Source organism: Aeribacillus sp. FSL K6-2848 (assembly GCF_038004325.1).
GTDB classification, from domain to species: domain Bacteria; phylum Bacillota; class Bacilli; order Bacillales; family Aeribacillaceae; genus Aeribacillus; species Aeribacillus composti.
Map to the genome: position 1 here is coordinate 1,833,772 of NZ_JBBOQQ010000001.1, position 17,977 is coordinate 1,851,748.

17 protein-coding genes are annotated in these 17,977 nt (G+C 39.2%); 10 read left to right on the forward strand and 7 right to left on the reverse strand.

Annotation, left to right across the window (positions count from 1 at the left end):
- Nucleotides 1-106 precede the first annotated feature (106 nt).
- Nucleotides 107-1,339 (reverse strand): aminopeptidase, encoded by a 1,233-nt coding sequence (locus tag NSS70_RS08960; protein WP_094245626.1) that lies wholly within the window; start codon nt 1,337-1,339, stop codon nt 107-109.
- Between the two features lie 147 nt (nt 1,340-1,486).
- On the opposite strand from NSS70_RS08960, the gene NSS70_RS08965 reads away from it, so the two are divergent.
- On the forward strand, nt 1,487-2,653 hold the full coding sequence (locus tag NSS70_RS08965; protein ID WP_340881331.1) for an acyl-CoA dehydrogenase family protein: 1,167 nt from the start codon (nt 1,487-1,489) through the stop codon (nt 2,651-2,653).
- A gap of 231 nt (nt 2,654-2,884) precedes the next feature.
- On the opposite strand, the gene NSS70_RS08970 is transcribed toward NSS70_RS08965, so the two are convergent.
- A complete protein-coding gene (locus NSS70_RS08970) occupies nt 2,885-4,102 on the reverse strand; it encodes an MFS transporter (protein ID WP_340881332.1) in 1,218 nt (405 codons plus the stop codon).
- A 264-nt stretch (nt 4,103-4,366) separates the two neighbouring features.
- A complete protein-coding gene (locus tag NSS70_RS08975) occupies nt 4,367-5,404 on the reverse strand; it encodes a metal ABC transporter substrate-binding protein (RefSeq protein ID WP_340881334.1) in 1,038 nt (345 codons plus the stop codon).
- A 224-nt stretch (nt 5,405-5,628) separates the two neighbouring features.
- Here NSS70_RS08975 and NSS70_RS08980 point away from each other — a divergent pair, with 224 nt between their 5' ends.
- From NSS70_RS08980 to NSS70_RS09000, 5 genes are read left to right on the forward strand one after another with little or no spacing between them, the layout of a single operon-like run.
- Nucleotides 5,629-6,402, forward strand: a complete 774-nt coding sequence (locus NSS70_RS08980) for a sulfite exporter TauE/SafE family protein (protein WP_094245630.1) — start codon at nt 5,629-5,631, stop codon at nt 6,400-6,402.
- A gap of 22 nt (nt 6,403-6,424) precedes the next feature.
- Complete coding sequence (locus NSS70_RS08985; protein WP_063389634.1) at nt 6,425-7,324, forward strand: LysR family transcriptional regulator; 900 nt, start codon at nt 6,425-6,427, stop codon at nt 7,322-7,324.
- A gap of 40 nt (nt 7,325-7,364) precedes the next feature.
- Nucleotides 7,365-8,090 carry an NAD-dependent protein deacylase gene (locus NSS70_RS08990; protein ID WP_327848550.1) on the forward strand — a complete coding sequence of 242 codons (726 nt, stop codon included), beginning with the start codon at nt 7,365-7,367 and terminating at the stop codon, nt 8,088-8,090.
- 8 nt (nt 8,091-8,098) lie between these two features.
- Complete coding sequence (locus tag NSS70_RS08995; RefSeq protein ID WP_063389636.1) at nt 8,099-8,560, forward strand: DUF6884 domain-containing protein; 462 nt, start codon at nt 8,099-8,101, stop codon at nt 8,558-8,560.
- A 27-nt stretch (nt 8,561-8,587) separates the two neighbouring features.
- Nucleotides 8,588-9,253 (forward strand): potassium channel family protein, encoded by a 666-nt coding sequence (locus NSS70_RS09000; RefSeq protein WP_269467019.1) that lies wholly within the window; start codon nt 8,588-8,590, stop codon nt 9,251-9,253.
- A 735-nt stretch (nt 9,254-9,988) separates the two neighbouring features.
- Here the strand turns inward: NSS70_RS09000 and rnjA are convergent.
- Both rnjA and NSS70_RS09010 read right to left on the reverse strand, forming a co-directional pair.
- Nucleotides 9,989-11,656, reverse strand: a complete 1,668-nt coding sequence (gene rnjA / locus NSS70_RS09005; protein ID WP_340881337.1) for a ribonuclease J1 — start codon at nt 11,654-11,656, stop codon at nt 9,989-9,991.
- 6 nt (nt 11,657-11,662) lie between these two features.
- Entirely contained in the window at nt 11,663-11,872 is a 210-nt protein-coding gene (locus NSS70_RS09010; protein WP_063389639.1) for a DNA-dependent RNA polymerase subunit epsilon, read from the reverse strand.
- 375 nt (nt 11,873-12,247) lie between these two features.
- Between NSS70_RS09010 and NSS70_RS09015 the strand changes: the two genes are divergently transcribed.
- Nucleotides 12,248-13,018 carry a Cof-type HAD-IIB family hydrolase gene (locus tag NSS70_RS09015; protein WP_311067227.1) on the forward strand — a complete coding sequence of 257 codons (771 nt, stop codon included), beginning with the start codon at nt 12,248-12,250 and terminating at the stop codon, nt 13,016-13,018.
- Between the two features lie 178 nt (nt 13,019-13,196).
- Here the strand turns inward: NSS70_RS09015 and def are convergent, their stop codons facing one another.
- On the reverse strand, nt 13,197-13,751 hold the full coding sequence (gene def, locus NSS70_RS09020; RefSeq protein ID WP_063389641.1) for a peptide deformylase: 555 nt from the start codon (nt 13,749-13,751) through the stop codon (nt 13,197-13,199).
- Between the two features lie 97 nt (nt 13,752-13,848).
- The gene (locus tag NSS70_RS09025; RefSeq protein WP_082829604.1) at nt 13,849-13,983 is read right to left on the reverse strand and encodes a YjcZ family sporulation protein; all 135 of its coding nucleotides are present in this window, start codon (nt 13,981-13,983) and stop codon (nt 13,849-13,851) included.
- Nucleotides 13,984-14,500: 517 nt separating this feature from the next.
- Between NSS70_RS09025 and pdhA the strand changes: the two genes are divergently transcribed.
- The 3 genes from pdhA (at nt 14,501) to NSS70_RS09040 (ending at nt 17,975) form a co-directional block, all read left to right on the forward strand.
- Nucleotides 14,501-15,622 carry a pyruvate dehydrogenase (acetyl-transferring) E1 component subunit alpha gene (pdhA, locus tag NSS70_RS09030; RefSeq protein WP_063389642.1) on the forward strand — a complete coding sequence of 374 codons (1,122 nt, stop codon included), beginning with the start codon at nt 14,501-14,503 and terminating at the stop codon, nt 15,620-15,622.
- 2 nt (nt 15,623-15,624) lie between these two features.
- Nucleotides 15,625-16,602 carry an alpha-ketoacid dehydrogenase subunit beta gene (locus NSS70_RS09035; RefSeq protein ID WP_063389643.1) on the forward strand — a complete coding sequence of 326 codons (978 nt, stop codon included), beginning with the start codon at nt 15,625-15,627 and terminating at the stop codon, nt 16,600-16,602.
- Between the two features lie 74 nt (nt 16,603-16,676).
- The gene (locus NSS70_RS09040; protein WP_063389644.1) at nt 16,677-17,975 is read left to right on the forward strand and encodes a dihydrolipoamide acetyltransferase family protein; all 1,299 of its coding nucleotides are present in this window, start codon (nt 16,677-16,679) and stop codon (nt 17,973-17,975) included.
- Nucleotides 17,976-17,977 lie beyond the last annotated feature (2 nt).

The window sequence follows — 17,977 nt, forward strand, 5'->3', positions numbered from 1 at the left end:
ACTGACTTGCCTGAAACAAACGTTAAGGATGTACGATACAGTTTCAGCTAAGTGTTGTGCAATATTTAAGCAAGGCTTTCATGAGAAACGATCAGCCGGCCCTTTTTTAAAACGCCCAATTTCCTTTTCGGAAGATTGGTTCACGTGTGCCGTCCGGAAGAATGCCGTCGATGTCCATTTCTGCACTTCCGATCATAAAATCAACATGTGTAATGCTTGTGTTGAGACCATGCTGTTTCAATTCATCCTCTGTCATCGTTTTTCCGCCTTCTAAGCAAAACGCATAGGCGCTGCCGATCGCTAAATGGTTTGAAGCATTTTCGTCAAACAACGTGTTATAAAATAAAAGATTTGACTTTGAGATCGGTGAGTTATGAGGTACTAAAGCAATTTCGCCTAAATAATGAGAGCCTTCATCTGTTTCGACTAATTGCTTCAAAATTTCTTCGCCTTTTTCGGCTGTTACATTTGTAATGCGTCCTCGTTCAAATGTGATTACAAAATTTTCAATTAAATTTCCGCCGTAGCTTAACGGTTTTGTGCTAGTCACATAACCATTTACCCCATCTTTTTTCGGAGCTGTGAACACTTCTTCTGTAGGCATGTTTGCCATGAAAGAAACGCCTTTTTCATTAACGCTTCCTGCTCCCACCCATAGGTGCTTTTCAGGCAGTTCAATAGTTAAATCCGTTCCAGGAGCTTGATAATGGAGTTTTCTATATTTTTTCGCATTTAAATAATCGACTTTCTGATGAAGGTTTTCATTATGTTTTTTCCATGCAGAAACCGGATCTTCCTCATTAATGCGTGTTGCTTGAAAAATAGCATTCCATAATTTTTCAACTCGAAGCGATTTTTCTTCATTTGGAAAAACTTTCTCCGCCCATTCTTCGCTTGCGGCAGCGATAACCGTCCAGCTGACTTTATCCGATTGTATGTATCTGCGAAACGTATTTAAAGCTGTTCCAGATGCTTTCTGGAAATTAGCGATTCTCTCAGGCTGAATGCCTTTTAATAAATCAGGGCTTTGGGACACAATAGAAATAAAAGCTGCATTTCTTTCTGCTAGGGCAGTTCTTTCGAGAGACTTCCATTCAGGATATTCTAAAAACACGTCATCAGGAGCCTTTTCATATTTTAATCTTGTTAGAACATCATCTTGCCAGTCGATATGAATATTCCTTGCACCAACCTCATAAGCTTTTTCCGCAATAAATCGGACGAGTTCTTTTGCATCTATGCTTGCAGAAATGAACAGTTCTTGTCCTTTTTGAACATTGACTCCGACCTTGACGGCAAGTTCTGCATATTTTTCAAGCTGCTGTTTGAAAGTTGTCATCATCATTCTCCTTTATTTTCTACATATTTTTTTCTGTATTTTACCAAAAAAATTAAAATAAAACCAATTGGATTGCTTAACGAAAATGAATAATAGAGCTACAATAGAGATAGAAAAGAAAGAAAAAGAAACAGGTGTGTGAAGAATATGAATTTTTTAGATGAAATGGTTATTGTCAACAAATCGCATCGAGAATTAAGAGAAAAAGCCGAAAAACTTGCGGAGAAGTTCGCGGAGCGAGCTGCGAAAAATGATCAGGAATCTTCGTTTCCATTTGAAAACTTTTCAGATTTAAAAACGGAAGGATTTCTGAAATTAACTGTGCCAAAAAAATATGGAGGAAATGAAATTTCTTTATATGAATTTCTGCTTGTGCAAGAAAAAATTGCAGAAGGAGATGGAGCGACAGGTTTATCGTTAGGGTGGCATAATGGAATCGTAATGGATTTATCCGAATCAAAAAAATGGGATGAACGCACGTTTGAGCGCATTTGCGAAGAAATTGTCGCTGAAGGAAAATTAATCAATAGCTGTGCATCAGAACCGGCTGCCGGAAGTCCTGCAAGAGGCGGAAAACCAAAAACAACGGCAAGAAAAGAAGGAAGCAGCTGGATTATTAATGGCCATAAATCGTTCACTTCACTGGCCCCGATTCTAGATTATTTTATTGTAACCGCAACAATTGAAGAAACAGGTGAGGTTGGCGAATATTTAGTCCCAAAAGGAGCAGAGGGGCTTTCCATAAAAGAAACATGGGATACAATCGGCATGCGCGCGACAAGAAGCGACGATTTATTACTGTACAACGTAAAGGTCGAAAAAGACGCTCTCGTTTCGATTAGACAAGCTACATTCAGTCCTTCCACTCCGAAAGGATGGCTTTTACATATTCCTGCCTGCTACCTCGGGATCGCTATCGCCGCAAGAAACTTTGCTGTCAAATATGCAAAAGAGTATCAACCTGCCAGTCTTTCTCATCCAATTTCAGAACTTTCGGAAGTGCGGCGAAAAACAGCTGAAATGGATCTGGAGCTTACAAGCGCACGGCATTTTATGTACAGTGTGGCGAAAAAATGGGATGAACAGCCGCATTTACACGAACAAATGGGGCATGAGCTGGCTGCCGTAAAATATGTTGCCACAAACAGTGCGATCAAAGTCGTTGACCTAGCCATGCGAATTGCAGGCGGACAAAGCTTAAGAAAAGAATACCCATTGGAGCGCTACTATCGGGATGTCAGATGCGGTCTTCATAATCCTCCAGCAGATGATATAACGTTAAAAATTTTCGGTGACCGTGCTTTTCAAGAATAAAAGAACACAAAAGGCGTTTTCTCAGGCTGAAAAGTTGATGGACAGCCGAAAAACGCCTTTTATTATTTCTGTGTTCATTCGTTCCTTAGTACAAATAAAAGCTTTCATTTATTACGTTTGAACAAAAAATTGTTCATTGGCTTTAACTTCATTCAATCTTTTTTTATTGTCAAAACAACTTTGTCTTTTGTTTCACATCAATTGAGAAGTAGCTGCTGTCTTGTAAAAATGTTAAGATGCCCATTCTTTCAGCTTTTGATCGGAAGGTAAAAGCATGGAGAGCATGCCGATAAATGGAAGAAAGCCGCACGCGATCATAACTGGCTTTAAGCCGAATAAGTCCGCGAGAGCACCGAGCACGACTGATCCTAAAGCGCCTAAACCGAAGGCAAGACCGACCATTAAGCCTGATGCAGTTCCGATTTTTCCAGGCATTAGCTCTTGTGCGTATACGACAACTACAGAAAAGCTTGACAAAATAATAAAGCCGTTAATGAGCATTATTGGAATTGCCCAAAATTCATTCACATAAGGCAAAATGACCGCCAGCGGAGCTGATCCGAGCATTGAGAAAGCAATGATATTCCGTCTTCCGAAACGATCTGAAAGCGGCCCTCCTAAAAATGTTCCGATTGCACCTGCTGCTAAAAATATAAAAATATATAGCTGTGTTTTGCTGATGGAAAGTCCATGTTCATGAATTAAATAAAAAGGGTAAAAATTAGTGATTGCTGCATGATACCATGAACGAGCAAAAACTAAGAAGATGAGCAGCATAAGTCCAATTTTCACTTGCTTTTTTCGAGCGGCAGGAACTTGCACAACGGCTTTTTTTGCGCTTGTTTTTTTTCGGCTGTCGAGCTTTTCCTTATACCAATTTGCAATGTATAGAAGGACGATGACGGCCATGCCGGCAATTAAAGTAAACCAAATCGCGCCAAATTGTCCCATAGGGACGAAAATAAGAGCTGTCATAATGGGAGCAAGAGATTGTCCGGCATTACCTCCAACTTGAAAAATGGATTGGGCGAGCCCTTTTCGTTCTCCCGCTGCTAAATGCACCACTCTTGAACCTTCCGGATGAAAAACGGCTGAACCGATTCCGACGAAAAATACCGAAACTAAAACAATCCAATAATTAGGTGCAAAAGCAAGTCCCAGCATGCCGAAAAACGTACACGTAAGCCCGATGGGCAGCAAATAAGGCATCGGCTTTTTATCTGTATAAAACCCGACAGCAGGCTGAAGCAAAGATGCCGTTAGCTGAAGGCTGAATGTAATGAATCCAAGCTGCATATATGTAAGATTCATTGATTTTTCCAATATAGGGAAAACTGCTGGAACAACAGCTTGAATCGAATCGTTTAGAAGATGAACAAATCCGATAATAAATAATATTCTGTATAATGTAATTTGACCCATATTCTGTTTTTGAACAGCTGCTTCCATTTTGGTTTCTCCTCTCATATTTATTCGTATGTCTAAATATTTTACTTGATTTTACAAAAATATGAAATAAAAAAGTTTAACAGTTTACAGTAGTTTTATTATGTCGACTTAGTATATATAAAGGTCTGTCTAGAAAGTCAAATTTCTATTGAAAACAAAAAACTCATAAACATCGATATAACAACGTTTTCTAAAGCATTAAAGGGGCATCAATAAGCCAAAAAAGACTCATTGGACAGCCCCCTAAAAGCGTGCAAATAGTATTTAATTTAAAGCTTCAGATAACGTTTCAAGATTGCGTTTCATAATGCTGAAGTAGTCTTCGTTATTGTTTAAATCTGTTTCCGAAACACTTTCTAAATTATGTAGCGTTAATGATTTGGCACCAATTTCTTGTTGGATGATTTTTGCTACTTTTTCAGATACATTTTGTTCAAAGATCACATGTTTTAAATGATGTTTTTTCGATAGTTCAATGATTTTGACAAGCTGCTTTTGACTAGGCTCATCTGTTGGAGATAATCCCGATATTGGAATTTGTTCAATATCGTAGCGGTCTTCCCAATAACCATAAGCAGCATGAGCTACAAGAATATATTTTGTTTTCGATTTTTTTATTGTTTCTTGAAATGATTGATCCAGTTCTTCAAGATCAAGTTTAAGTTGAGCGAAATTTTGTTCAAAATATTCTTTTTGATCAGGAGCCGCTTCCGTTAAAGCGTTCTTGATGTTTTCCGCAAGAGTAATGGCCCTATTTGGATCAAGCCATACATGAGGGTCAACATCTCCATGTGCATGATCGTGTTCCTCTTCGTTTTGGTTCCCATGTTCTTCTTCATGATCTGAATCTTCTTCATGATGTGAATGCTCTTCTTCTCCACTTTCATGGTCATGTTCATCTTCGGACGCACTTAATAATGGGATTCCTTCAGCTGCTTTTACAATTTTGACATTGCCGTCTTTCAGCGTTTTTTCTGCCTTATCGGCAAATCCTTCTATACCAGCTCCAGTATAGATAAATAAATCCGCTTTCGCAATTGCTTCCAAAGTTTTTAATGTAGGTTCATACGTGTGGGCTTCTACATTCGGCGGGTAAACACTTTCGACGTGAACGTATTTACCGCCGATTTTTTTAGTGAAATCTGTCAGTGGATAGATTGTTGTATAAATTTCAATTTCTTTTTGATTGTTTTTGTCCTCATTATGATTGTTCGTTTCGGAAGCATTGTTGTTATTTTGGCCGCAGCCGATAGGAAAGATTGCAAGCATTGCCATTAAAAATGCAAAAAAGACTTTTTTCATGGATTTGAACTCCTTTCAAAATATATGTGTACCCCGCTGTATTAAATCGTAATGATTTCGATTTAATTATATATAACATTTTCTAAATGGGCAAGGCTAGAAGCACTAAAAACAAAAATATCACAAACTATAACATTTTGTTATACCCCATGTTGAATAAGCATTTCACACCAATCCTTCTCACTGGTACCCTTTAATTAGGATATTAACAGAGGTGAACTTGAATGGTGGAAATGGTTTTGCTGCTCGCTCTTGGACTTTTGTCAGGCGCTTATGGGGTAATGGTGGGAGCAGGGGGAGGATTTGTGTTTGTTCCTGCTCTCTTATTGCTGTTGAAATTGCCTCCTGAAATTGCAGCCGGTACGGGTCTTGTTGTGGTTTTTCTCAATTCTATATCAGGGTCGATGAATTATATACGGCAAAAGCGTGTTCATTTTTCTATCAGTTGGCCGATCATCTTCGGCTCCATCCCGGGAACGTTTATCGGCACTTGGCTGTTGGGAATTATTTCACCCGACTTTTTTTATTGGATATTTGCCGCTGCTTTATTCATGCTCGGGATGTTTTTGCTTTTAAAAAAAGCTCCGGAAGAGCCGGAACATAGTATGAAAGCAGGTTTTTTCAATGAGGGCAGAAACCGTTTAAAAGCTGTTTTTTTATTCATCATCGGACTTTTGTTGGGAACTTTATCGAATTTTTTTGGAATTGGCGGCGGATGGCTGCTCGTCCCCATTTTAATTTATTTATTGAAGATTCGTCCTCACGACGCAACTGCGATTTCTCTTTTTGCATTATCGATCTATTCACTTGTTGGTGCGCTGAATCAAATTGCATTAGGGAATGTTAATTGGACGGCCTGCTTGTGGGGCGGTATAGGAGTGATGATCGGCTCTCAACTGGGAGCTATCTTATCAACAAAAGTGCCTGGAAAATGGATTTTGCAAATGTTGTCTTTTTTGCTGATAGGTGTTAGCATGAAGTTGTTTTTAAGTGTTTAAATTGTAAGGAAGTGATTCCGAATTGGATTTGGAAAGTTTAAAAATGTTTTGTCTTGTTGTTGAGGAAGGGAGCATCAGCCGTGCTGCAAAGCTTGTCTATGTGTCCCAGCCGGCTGTTACGAGAAAAATCCATCAACTAGAGGATTATTATGGAACCCCATTGTTTGACCGTTCGAACGGAAAAATGACTTTGACAAAAGCCGGCAAAATGTTATATCCGATTGCCAAAAATATTGTGGAAGAAATTCAACAATCAAAAGAAGCAGTAAAGGAAATAACCGGACACAAAGATTTTACACTAAGTGTCGGAGCGACGTTGACAATTGGGGAATATCTTTTGCCTAGTCTGCTCGGAAAATTTAAAAAAGAAGTGCCAGATGTAAAGCTTTCATTAGCGATTTCTAATACTCCGGGCATTATTGATCGGCTTGTTGACCGCAAAATTGATATCGGATTTGTAGAAGGAGTTGTAGAAAACAGCATTTTTCATGTAAAAAAGCTTGTCGATGACGAGCTTATTTTAGTATGCGGAAGAGAGCATCCTTTGAAGGAGAAAAAACAAATTGACATTGAAGAGCTGGCAAAAGAAAAAATGATCTGGAGAGAAAAAAATTCAGGAACCCGTCTCATTATCGAAAATACATTAAAAAAATATGGGGTGTTAGATAAAATAAATTATTATATGGAGCTAGGAAGCACGCAGGCTGTAAAAGCTGCTATAGAATCCGGGCTGGGAATCGGCTTTTTGCCGAGGATTACGGTGTCAAGAGAGCTGAAATACGGCTACTTACATGAATTGAAAATAAAAGATGTGGAAATTAAACGGCATTTATCGATATTGTCTCGGACTGAACGGTTCCGCAAAGAAATTGTTGACGAATTTATTGATTTCATTTATAAAAAAATGGTAAGTTCAGGTTAAAATAATTGTTTTCACAATTAATAAAAAAGGATGAAAAAAGATGGCTTTGATATCCGAAATCGCTGATCTTTTGCAACAATCTAAACATGCTGTTGTATTTACTGGCGCAGGGATGTCCACTGCCAGCGGAATTCCGGATTATCGTTCAAAAACTGGTTTGTGGCGCAAAAAGGATCCGAGTAAATTGGCAAGCATTGAAGCGATGGAGACAAACCGTGATGAATTTATTCAATTTTATAAAGAACGCCTTCAATTATATAAAAGCAAATCTCCGAATGAAGGACACTACTTGCTGGCAAAATGGGAAAAGGAAGGGAAGATTCAATCGATTATTACTCAAAACATTGATGGGTTCCATCTCTTAGCAGGAAGCAAAAACGTTATTGAACTTCATGGAACACTTCAAACGTTTCACTGCCACAATTGCGGCCAACGCTTTCTAAATGATGTATACTTGAAAAATCAATATTATTGCGGCTGCGGGGGCTTTATTCGTCCTTCCATTACACTGTTCGGAGAGCTGCTTTCGGAAGATGCTTTTAGAGATGCGGAGCTTGAATGTGAAAAAGCAGACATTATGATCGTGCTTGGTTCATCTTTAACAGTTCGGCCAGCGAACGAAATACCGCTCTTGGCAAAAAGGATGGGAGCGGTATTAGTGATTGTCAACCAAGAACAAACAGACTTCGATGAATGGGCTGATTTTGTTTTTCATAACGATATTATACAATTTTTGAATGAATTGAATAATCGATTGAACAGGTGAAATGTTAAATGAGAAGGATTTGTGTCATACCTTGCGGAACAAAAAAAGTATGGGATAAAGAGCCCAGTGCAGGTGCTGTTTCCGCAGAAAAAGCGTATATAGGAGTTTTTCACCGCCTTTGCCAGGCGTATGCTAAAAAATTTTTCGATGAATGGGTGATTTTGTCTGCCAAGCATGGCTTTTTGCGGCCAAATGATTTTGTGCCTGGTCCTTACAATGTTTCCTTTAGCATGAAAAAGCATCCTGAATTAATGACAATCAACCAATTGAAGGAACAAGCGGTTGAAAAAAATTTGTTAGATGTAGATGATATTGTTCTTTTGGGAGGAAAGAAATTCCGTCCATATATAGAACAAGTGTTTACAAATAAGACAGCTTTTCATTATCCTCTTTCCGATTGCAAAGGAATAGGGTTTATGCAGCAAAAGTTGAAACAAGCGATTGATTTTGGCCAAGAAATACAAGAATAATGTCATTCAAGTTGTAATGGGGGAGTATTGATGAAAAAGGAGTTTGCCGTAATCGGGTTGGGGCGGTTCGGCGGAAGCATTTGCCGAACGTTATCGGAAGAAGGAGCAGAGGTGCTTGCCATTGATGTGGATGAGGATCGAGTAAACGAATTTGCCAATATTGTTTCACATGCTGTTGTAGCGGATACAACGGATGAAGCCGTATTAAAAAGCTTGGGAATCAGAAATTTTGATCATGTGATCGTAGCCATCGGCGACAATATTCAAGCGAGCATTTTGACAACCATTATGTTGAAAGAACTAGGAGTTAAGCATATAACGGTGAAAGCTCAAAACGACTATCATGAAAAGGTTTTGTCAAAAATAGGAGCAGATACAGTTGTTCACCCTGAACGGGATATGGGGCGGCGGCTTGCCCATAATCTTCTTTCGAACAATGTGTTGGACTATCTTGAGCTGTCGGAAGAGCACAGCATTGTTGAAATTGCTGCTAACCGCAACATTGCCGGCCATTCTCTCATCGAGCTCGATATTCGTGCGAAATACGGAATCAATATTGTTGCGATTAAACGAAATAACGAAATTATCGTATCGCCGCAAGCTACAGAAGTAATCAAGGCAGGAGATATTTTAATTGTCATCGGAGCTGACGTCGATATTGATCGGTTTGAAAAGAAAGTGCTAGGAGAATAATGAAAACTTCTATACATTCTTTCGGAGCTTTAAATGTTTCATCCGCATTGGGCAAAATCAAAATCTATTGAAGAACGAACTGAACTTATCCAGTCAAGTAAAAACAATCATTTGAAGCTTACATGGTAATTGAATGAGAAGCAGCTGTCTAGAATGCCTAAAGACAGTTCTTCTCATTCTTTTTTTGTTTGCCGGCTCAAAATCCTTGCTTATTGCAAGAATGTCGTTGTTTTTTCTGGCAATCGAATACATGTCTTCTTTAACTACAAATTGATTTCTTTATTATCTCCCTTTACTGCTGCCACTTGCAGCACCTGCTCCTGAAAAATTCTGATTATGACATTATCCAAGTCGAATTTTTTCATCAAATGTTTTTCAAATGATTGCGTATAAATTTATATGATGGCACAAACGTACATAAAATGTCTTTCTGCTCTTCTATTAAACACTTGTATATCGAAAAAATTAACCATAAAACTTTTCGGTATTTTTCATTTACATGTTTTGATCTCCGTCTTTCTTCTCTTCAAGCACTCACTTTTTCGTTTTTTATAAGAACTTTTAGCTGACGGCTGCCCGCTTTAAAACCATCTACCTAAAAAAGCAAGAGCGGCCGGATGCTGCGTGTTATGAGCCGACAAAATAACAACTGGACATTTTTGCAAAATAAATCCCTCTTATGTTAAACAGTATGTTCCACTGTCAACACAAGAGGGATCGATCACAAGTTATTACTTAAATTTCCATTATAATTGGCAAGATCATCGGTCGGCGTTTCGTTTTTTCATATAAAAACGGAGCGAGTGTATCGGCGATTTCATTTTTGATTTCCGACCACTGCGTAGTTCTTCTTTCCAATACTTTATTTAAGTGCTTAGTAATCAGTTCTTGGGCATCTTTAATTAAATCGCCGGATTCTCTCATATAAACGAAGCCGCGCGATATAATGTCAGGTCCTGCAGCAATTTTGAACTCTTTCATATTGATGCTGACGACAACGATTACGAGTCCTTCTTCAGATAAAATTTTTCGGTCTCTTAACACAATGTTTCCAATGTCGCCAATTCCGCTTCCGTCAATATAAACGGATCCGGACGGAATTTTACCGGCAATGGATGCTTCGCGGTCGTTCATCGCCAGCACATCTCCGTTATCCATAATAAAACAGTTTTCCTTTGGAACTCCGCAATCGACAGCTAGTTTCATATGCATGATCTGCATTCTATATTCTCCATGAATCGGCATAAAATATTTTGGCTTCATTAACCGCAGCATTAATTTTTGCTCTTCCTGTCCGCCGTGGCCAGATGTGTGGATGTCATTTAACGACCCGTGAATTACTTCCGCACCGGCGCGGAAAAGCAGATTGATCGTTCTTGAAACCGATAAAGTGTTCCCTGGGATGGGCGATGATGAGAAAACGACCGTATCGCCGGGAATAATTTGGATTTGCCGATGAGTTCCATTTGCAATTCTGGACAGAGCGGCCATTGGTTCGCCTTGGCTTCCTGTACATAAAATCACGACCCGATGATCGGGCAGACGGTTTATTTCATTTGCATCAACAAACGTATCTTTCGGGCAGCGAATATACCCGAGTTCTTGACCAATTTGGATAGCTGCTTCCATACTTCTTCCAAAAACAGCTATTTTTCGATTGTTTTTAACAGCTGCTTCAGTTACTTGCTGAAGTCGATGAATATTGGATGCAAATGTTGCAAAAATGATGCGGCCGCTTACTTTTCGGAAAATGTCGTGAATGCTTTCGCCGACCCGTCTTTCAGACATTGTAAATTCAGGAATTTCGCTGTTTGTGCTGTCCGATAAAAGACAGAGCACACCTTCTTTGCCGATTTCCGCCATTTTAGTTAAATTTGCAGGTTCCCCGACTGGAGTAAAATCAAACTTAAAATCTCCTGTATGAACGATATTTCCTGCGGGAGTTTTGACAACAATTCCATATGAATCTGGAATGCTGTGAGTTGTACGGAAAAAAGTTACGGCAGTTTTTCTGAACCGAATCACATCATCCTCCTGGATGATGTTTAGTTTAGCTTGTCTTAAAAGTCCATGCTCTTCAAGCTTATTGCGAATCAGTCCGATCGCCAGTTTACCGCCGTAGATAGGTACATTAATTTCCCGCAGCAAATAAGGTATACCGCCTATATGATCTTCATGACCATGTGTGATGAACAAGCCTTTAATTTTTTCTTGGTTTTTTACTAAGTACGTATAGTCCGGAATCACATAGTCAATCCCTAGAAGTTCGTCTTCTGGAAACTTAATTCCAGCATCAATTAAAATGATTTCATCTTGAAATTGCACACCGTACGTATTTTTTCCGATTTCGCCCAATCCGCCGAGGGCGAATGCTGCTACTTGGTCTCTTTTTACAAATTTCATATACTATCATTTCTCCAATACAGAAAAATTTTCGCTTTGTTTTTCAAATTCATAAAACGGACCGCTAATCGGTTGAATATATTCTATGTTTATGGAGCGGCCTTTTAATTTTTCACGAACTTCTCTTTCTGATTCCGCTTCAACGAAAAATGTTTTCGTTCTTTCCCGAACAGGCGGTTCATTCGGGTTTTCCTGATAAAAAACTTTAAACATCATTTGCGTAATCTCTCCTTACTTTCCATGTTAAACTAGCTTTTATTATTATAGTCGATTCTGATGGCAAATCCAACCTTCATTGAAAATAACGAAAACCGGGCTAAAGCCGCCCGGTTTCTTTAAGCAATCGATTTTCTGCGAAGCAATTGCTTCCACTGTTTTTTAATTTTTTTCTTTAAACGTTTTAACATATCAACTCCTCCTTCAATAAGATGTCAAAGTCGAGTCCGATTGTATTTACTTATATTATATGCTATTTTTTTATTTTTTTTATGGCTAAACGTGGAAAAGCTCTATTGACATAAAGCGTTTGCATACTATACCGTTTTGTTTAGTGTAAATAAGGTTTTCACGAAAGAGAAAAGGAGATTGAACATGGGGAAAAAATTTATTTTTTTTGATATAGACGGTACTTTATTGGATCATGATAAACGTTTGCCGGAATCTACTCTTGACGTGGTCTCCCGTTTGAAAAAAGCCGGACATCACGTCGCCATCTCAACCGGCCGCGGTCCTTTTATGTTTAAAAAGCTAAGAGAAGAGCTCGGAATCCATTCTTATGTCAGCTATAACGGACAGTATGTTGTGCATGAAGGAGAAGTCATTTATGAAAATCCTTTGAAGGTCGATGCGTTGGAGCAATTAATCGAAGCGACTGAAAATACTGATTACCCGCTTGTATTTTTGAGTGAAGAAGATATGAAAGCAAATGTGGAAGATCATCCGTTTATTCATGAAAGTTTGAAATCTTTGCACCTCTCGCATCCTGAGTGCAGACCTGATTATTTTCAAGAAAAACATATTTACCAAGCGCTTTTGTTTTGCAAAGAAGGAGAAGAAGAACAGTTCAATATTTCTGAAGAGATAAAATTTGTCCGCTGGCACCAGCTTTCAACTGATGTTGTTCCAAAAAAAGGATCGAAAGCAGAAGGGATCAAAAAGATAATGGATATGCTTGGCGTTAGCCGTCAAGATGTGGTTGCTTTTGGAGACGGTTTGAATGATATAGAAATGATCTCGTTTGCTGGAACAGGCGTTGCTATGGGTAATGCTGTTTCGCATGTGAAAAAAGTAGCTGATTTTGTTACAAAGCCTGTTGATGAAGATGGAATATTTTATGCTGCAAAGCAATTGCAGTTGATATAAATCCGAAGCTAAACTTAAAAAAAATGCCTTGCAAAGGCGATTTCAAATGGTAGTGTGCACAAAAAATTTCTCTTTATGAACAAAAAATCCCGAAAGAACTATTCGGGATTTTTTGCATGGATTTTCGTTTTGCTTCAAAATATTCCGCGGCTTGGATGCCGGGCGCTAACTTCTGGCTTCATCTGTCAATTGGAGTTGCATTTTCCGGTTCTTTAAAAGGATTCTCTTTATTGATCCGATCATAAAACATGATGCCGTTTAAATGATCTATTTCATGCTGAAACACAATAGCGACAAGACCTTTTAAACGAAGGTCGACTTCATTGCCTTCAAGGTCAACCCCTTTGACGCGGATGCGTGCATAACGCGGAACATATCCTGGAACCTCTCTGTCAACGGAAAGGCATCCTTCACCGCTTGTTAAATAACTTTGTTCCACTGAATGGCTTACAATTTTTGGATTGAACAGGCCGTACGAATATAATTTTCCTTTTTCATCCGTCACATGAACGGCAATCATTCGTTTTGATACATTAATTTGCGGGGCGGCAAGACCGATCCCAGGCCGCAATCCATATTTTTCTGCAATCTCTGGATCTTGACTGTTTTTTAAGTATTGAAGCATCTCCGCTAAAATTTTTTTCTCCTCTTCAGAAGCGGGCAATTCCACTTCCTTGGCAACTTGACGAAGAGTTGGATGTCCTTCCTTAATAATATCTTCCATTGTAATCATTGCTAATCACTCCTGAACCTATATCAACAAATTTCATTATACATAAATCTTTTAAAAGAAACAAAAAAGAATTGCCCGAAAATCGGACAATCATCAATTAATAGTTTAAGCAGGCAGCGCCAACAATAATGAGCAAAATAAAAAGCACAGCGATCAATACAAATGTCCAGTTTGAAACTGGAAAATATCCGTATGATGGGTAATGATAAGACGGATTGGAATAATAATGCATTTCTTTCACCTCCACATAAGGACTCCATATCGCCTTATTTAGGTCAAATGTCTATATCATCGTATGATGAAGCAAAATAAAGGTATAGGCGTTTACCTAGAAGCCTTCCTTATTTATATAAATTCTTCTGTAATTTATAAGAGAAGCAACACGCTCTCCAGATAAATGATTCGCTTCCGTCTGTATCTGTAATAGTGATACAGAATTATCTGTTGTATTAGTACAGATTTAAAAGTAAAAATATTTCCAATTATCTTGAAAGCGTTTTATATATTGTTTTAAAAATAAACAAATTAATTGACGCATGTGAAAAAAGGGTGTACACTATGAAGTGAAATCAATGTGTATTACTATTTTAAATAAAAAAATTAATACAGTTTGTAAAACGATCTTGCAATGTACTTGACGATTTTGGCAATTAAAGATCCGCATTGTGTGTCACCATGAACAATTTGGGGTAATCTAGTTTTATGGATGAATTTAAAGGCTGAGAAAATGAAACGAAGAGGTGTGTTGAATGGCAAAAAAGGCGAAAAATGTTGTCGTTGACAGCGAAAAGCAATTTGATGCGATTCGCAAGGAATTCCAAACGTTCCAAATTTTAAACGAAAAAGGCGAAGTCGTGAATGAAGATGCGATGCCTTCCCTTTCTGATGAAGAATTAAAGGAATTAATGAGACGAATGGTATTTACCAGAGTGTTGGATCAGCGTTCAATTTCTTTAAATCGTCAAGGTCGTTTAGGTTTTTACGCACCGACTGCCGGACAAGAAGCATCACAAATTGCTTCTCATTTTGCCTTGGAAAAAGAGGACTTCATTCTCCCGGGCTATCGTGATATACCGCAGTTAGTTTGGCATGGATTGCCTTTGTATCAAGCATTTTTATATTCCCGCGGGCATTTTCATGGAAACCAAATGCCTGAAGACGTAAACGCTTTTTCACCGCAAATTATTATCGGCGCCCAATATGTGCAAGCTGCAGGGGTAGCATTAGGCTTGAAAAAACGCGGCAAAAAAGCAGTTGCTGTTACGTATACAGGTGATGGAGGAACGTCTCAAGGCGACTTTTACGAAGGAATAAACTTTGCTGGGGCATTTAAAGCACCTGCTATTTTCATCGTTCAAAACAACCGGTTTGCAATTTCAACACCTGTAGAAGTGCAAACTTCAGCTGAAACACTTGCACAAAAAGCTGTTGCAGCTGGAATCCCTGGCATACAAGTAGATGGAATGGATCCGCTTGCTGTTTATGCAGCTGTGAAGGAAGCGCGTGAACGGGCAATAAACGGTGAAGGTCCGACATTAATTGAAACATTATGCTACCGCTACGGTCCGCATACAATGGCAGGAGACGATCCAACGAGATATCGGGCAAAAGAGCTTGATGACGAGTGGGAGGCAAAAGATCCGCTTGTTCGTTTCAGAAACTTCCTTCAAGCAAAAGGATTGTGGAGCGAGGAAGAAGAAAACGAAGTTATCGAAAAGGCGAAAGAAGATATAAAAGAAGCAATCAAAAAAGCGGATGAAACTCCAAAACAAAAAGTGACAGACTTAATCAACATTATGTTTGAAGAAGGAAGCTGGCCTTATAACCTAAAAGAACAATATGAAATTTATAAAGAGAAGGAGTCGAAGTGAGCATGGCGCAAATGACAATGATTCAAGCAATCACTGATGCGTTGCGTACGGAACTGAAAAACGACGAAAATGTGTTAGTATTTGGGGAAGATGTTGGTGTAAACGGCGGTGTGTTCCGTGCAACAGAAGGACTTCAAAAAGAATTCGGCCCAGACCGAGTTTTTGATACACCTCTGGCAGAATCAGGAATTGGCGGCTTGGCAATCGGTTTAAGCACACAAGGCTTTCGTCCGGTAGCTGAAATTCAATTCTTCGGTTTTGTTTATGAGGTTATGGATTCCATTTCTGGACAAATGGCGCGTTTGCGTTATCGCTCCGGGGGCCGCTGGCATGCTCCGATCACCATTCGTTCTCCTTTCGGCGGCGGCGTTCATACCCCTGAGCTTCACGGGGACAGCTTGGAAGGCTTGATGGCGCAGCAGCCTGGTTTAAAAGTCGTTATTCCTTCCACCCCTTATGATGCAAAAGGGTTGCTTATTTCAGCAATTCGGGATAATGATCCGGTCATTTTCTTGGAGCATATGAAGCTTTATCGTTCCTTCCGTGATGAAGTTCCGGAAGAAGAATATACAATTCCGATCGGCAAAGCGGATATAAAACGTGAAGGGAAAGATATTTCGATCATCACTTACGGGGCAATGGTGCATGAATCTTTAAAAGCTGCTGACGAACTTGAAAAAGAGGGCTTTTCAGCAGAAGTGATCGATTTACGTACAGTAAGTCCGCTGGATATAGAAACGATTATTGCTTCAGTAGAGAAAACAAACCGCGCGATTGTCGTGCAGGAAGCCCAAAAACAAGCAGGAATTGCTGCTAATGTTGTTGCAGAAATTAATGAAAGAGCGATTCTTAGCTTGGAAGCTCCTGTTTTCCGCGTAGCAGCTCCGGACACTGTCTATCCATTCTCACAAGCGGAAGATGTATGGCTTCCAAACTACAAAGATATCGTTGAAACGGCTAAAAAAGCATTGAATTTCTAATTGGCTAAAAAGAGGAGCATCATCTTTTCTTCTTTTCGGCCATCAACTGAAAATTATTTAGGAGGTTGAAATCTGTGGCTTTTGAATTTATAATGCCGGATATCGGTGAAGGCATTCATGAAGGTGAAATAGTAAAATGGTTTATCAAACCTGGTGATGAAATCAATGAAGATGATGTTCTTTGTGAAGTGCAAAATGACAAAGCAGTTGTTGAAATCCCTTCCCCTGTAAAAGGAAAAGTATTAGAATTAAAAGTGAATGAAGGGGAAGTTGCAACTGTCGGTCAAGTATTAGTCACAATTGATGCTCCAGGTTATGAAAATCAATCAAAAGGCGATGAAAGCGGTGAAGCAGCAAAAGAAGAAAAGCCTTCCACAGAAGAGCAAAAAGTGGAAAGCAACGCTTCACAGTCTGCTTCAGAAGACGTAGATGTTAACCGACGCGTTATTGCAATGCCATCCGTCCGAAAATATGCGCGTGAAAAAGGCGTTGATATTCGATTGGTACAAGGCTCAGGAAACGGCGGGCGCATATTGAAGGAAGATATTGATGCTTATCTGAAAGGTGGACAAGAAGAAGCAAAACCTGTTGAAAACGTGGAAAAAGAAGCTGCAACAGGCGTATCGGCAGGAGAAAAAGCAGCGCCGGCTCCGGTTGTCCTTGAAGGAGAATTCCCAGAAACCCGCGAGAAAATCAGCGGTATTCGAAAAGCAATTGCAAAAGCGATGGTTAAATCGAAGCAAACTGCGCCACATGTAACATTAATGGATGAAGTCGATGTAACAGAGCTTGTTGCACATCGGAAGAAATTTAAAGCTATTGCGGCAGAACAAGGCATTAAGCTTACATATTTGCCTTATGTTGTCAAAGCTTTAACATCGGCACTGAAAAAATATCCAGTATTAAACACGTCGTTTGATGATGAAACAGAAGAAGTTATTCATAAGCACTATTACAATATCGGAATTGCAGCTGATACGGAAAAAGGACTTTTAGTTCCTGTTGTCAAACATGCAGATCGAAAATCGATTTTTGAAATCTCTGCAGAAATTAATGAATTGGCAACAAAAGCGCGTGAGGGCAAACTTACTCCAAATGAAATGAAAGGCGCATCATGCACGATAACCAATATCGGTTCCGCTGGCGGCCAATGGTTTACTCCTGTCATTAATCATCCAGAAGTAGCCATTCTAGGTCTCGGACGCATTTCTGAAAAACCGGTTGTGAAAAACGGAGAAATCGTTGCAGCCCCTGTTTTAGCGCTGTCTTTAAGCTTTGACCATCGAATGATCGACGGTGCAACTGCACAAAATGCGCTTAACCATATTAAGCGTTTATTGCATGATCCCCAATTATTACTAATGGAGGCGTAATA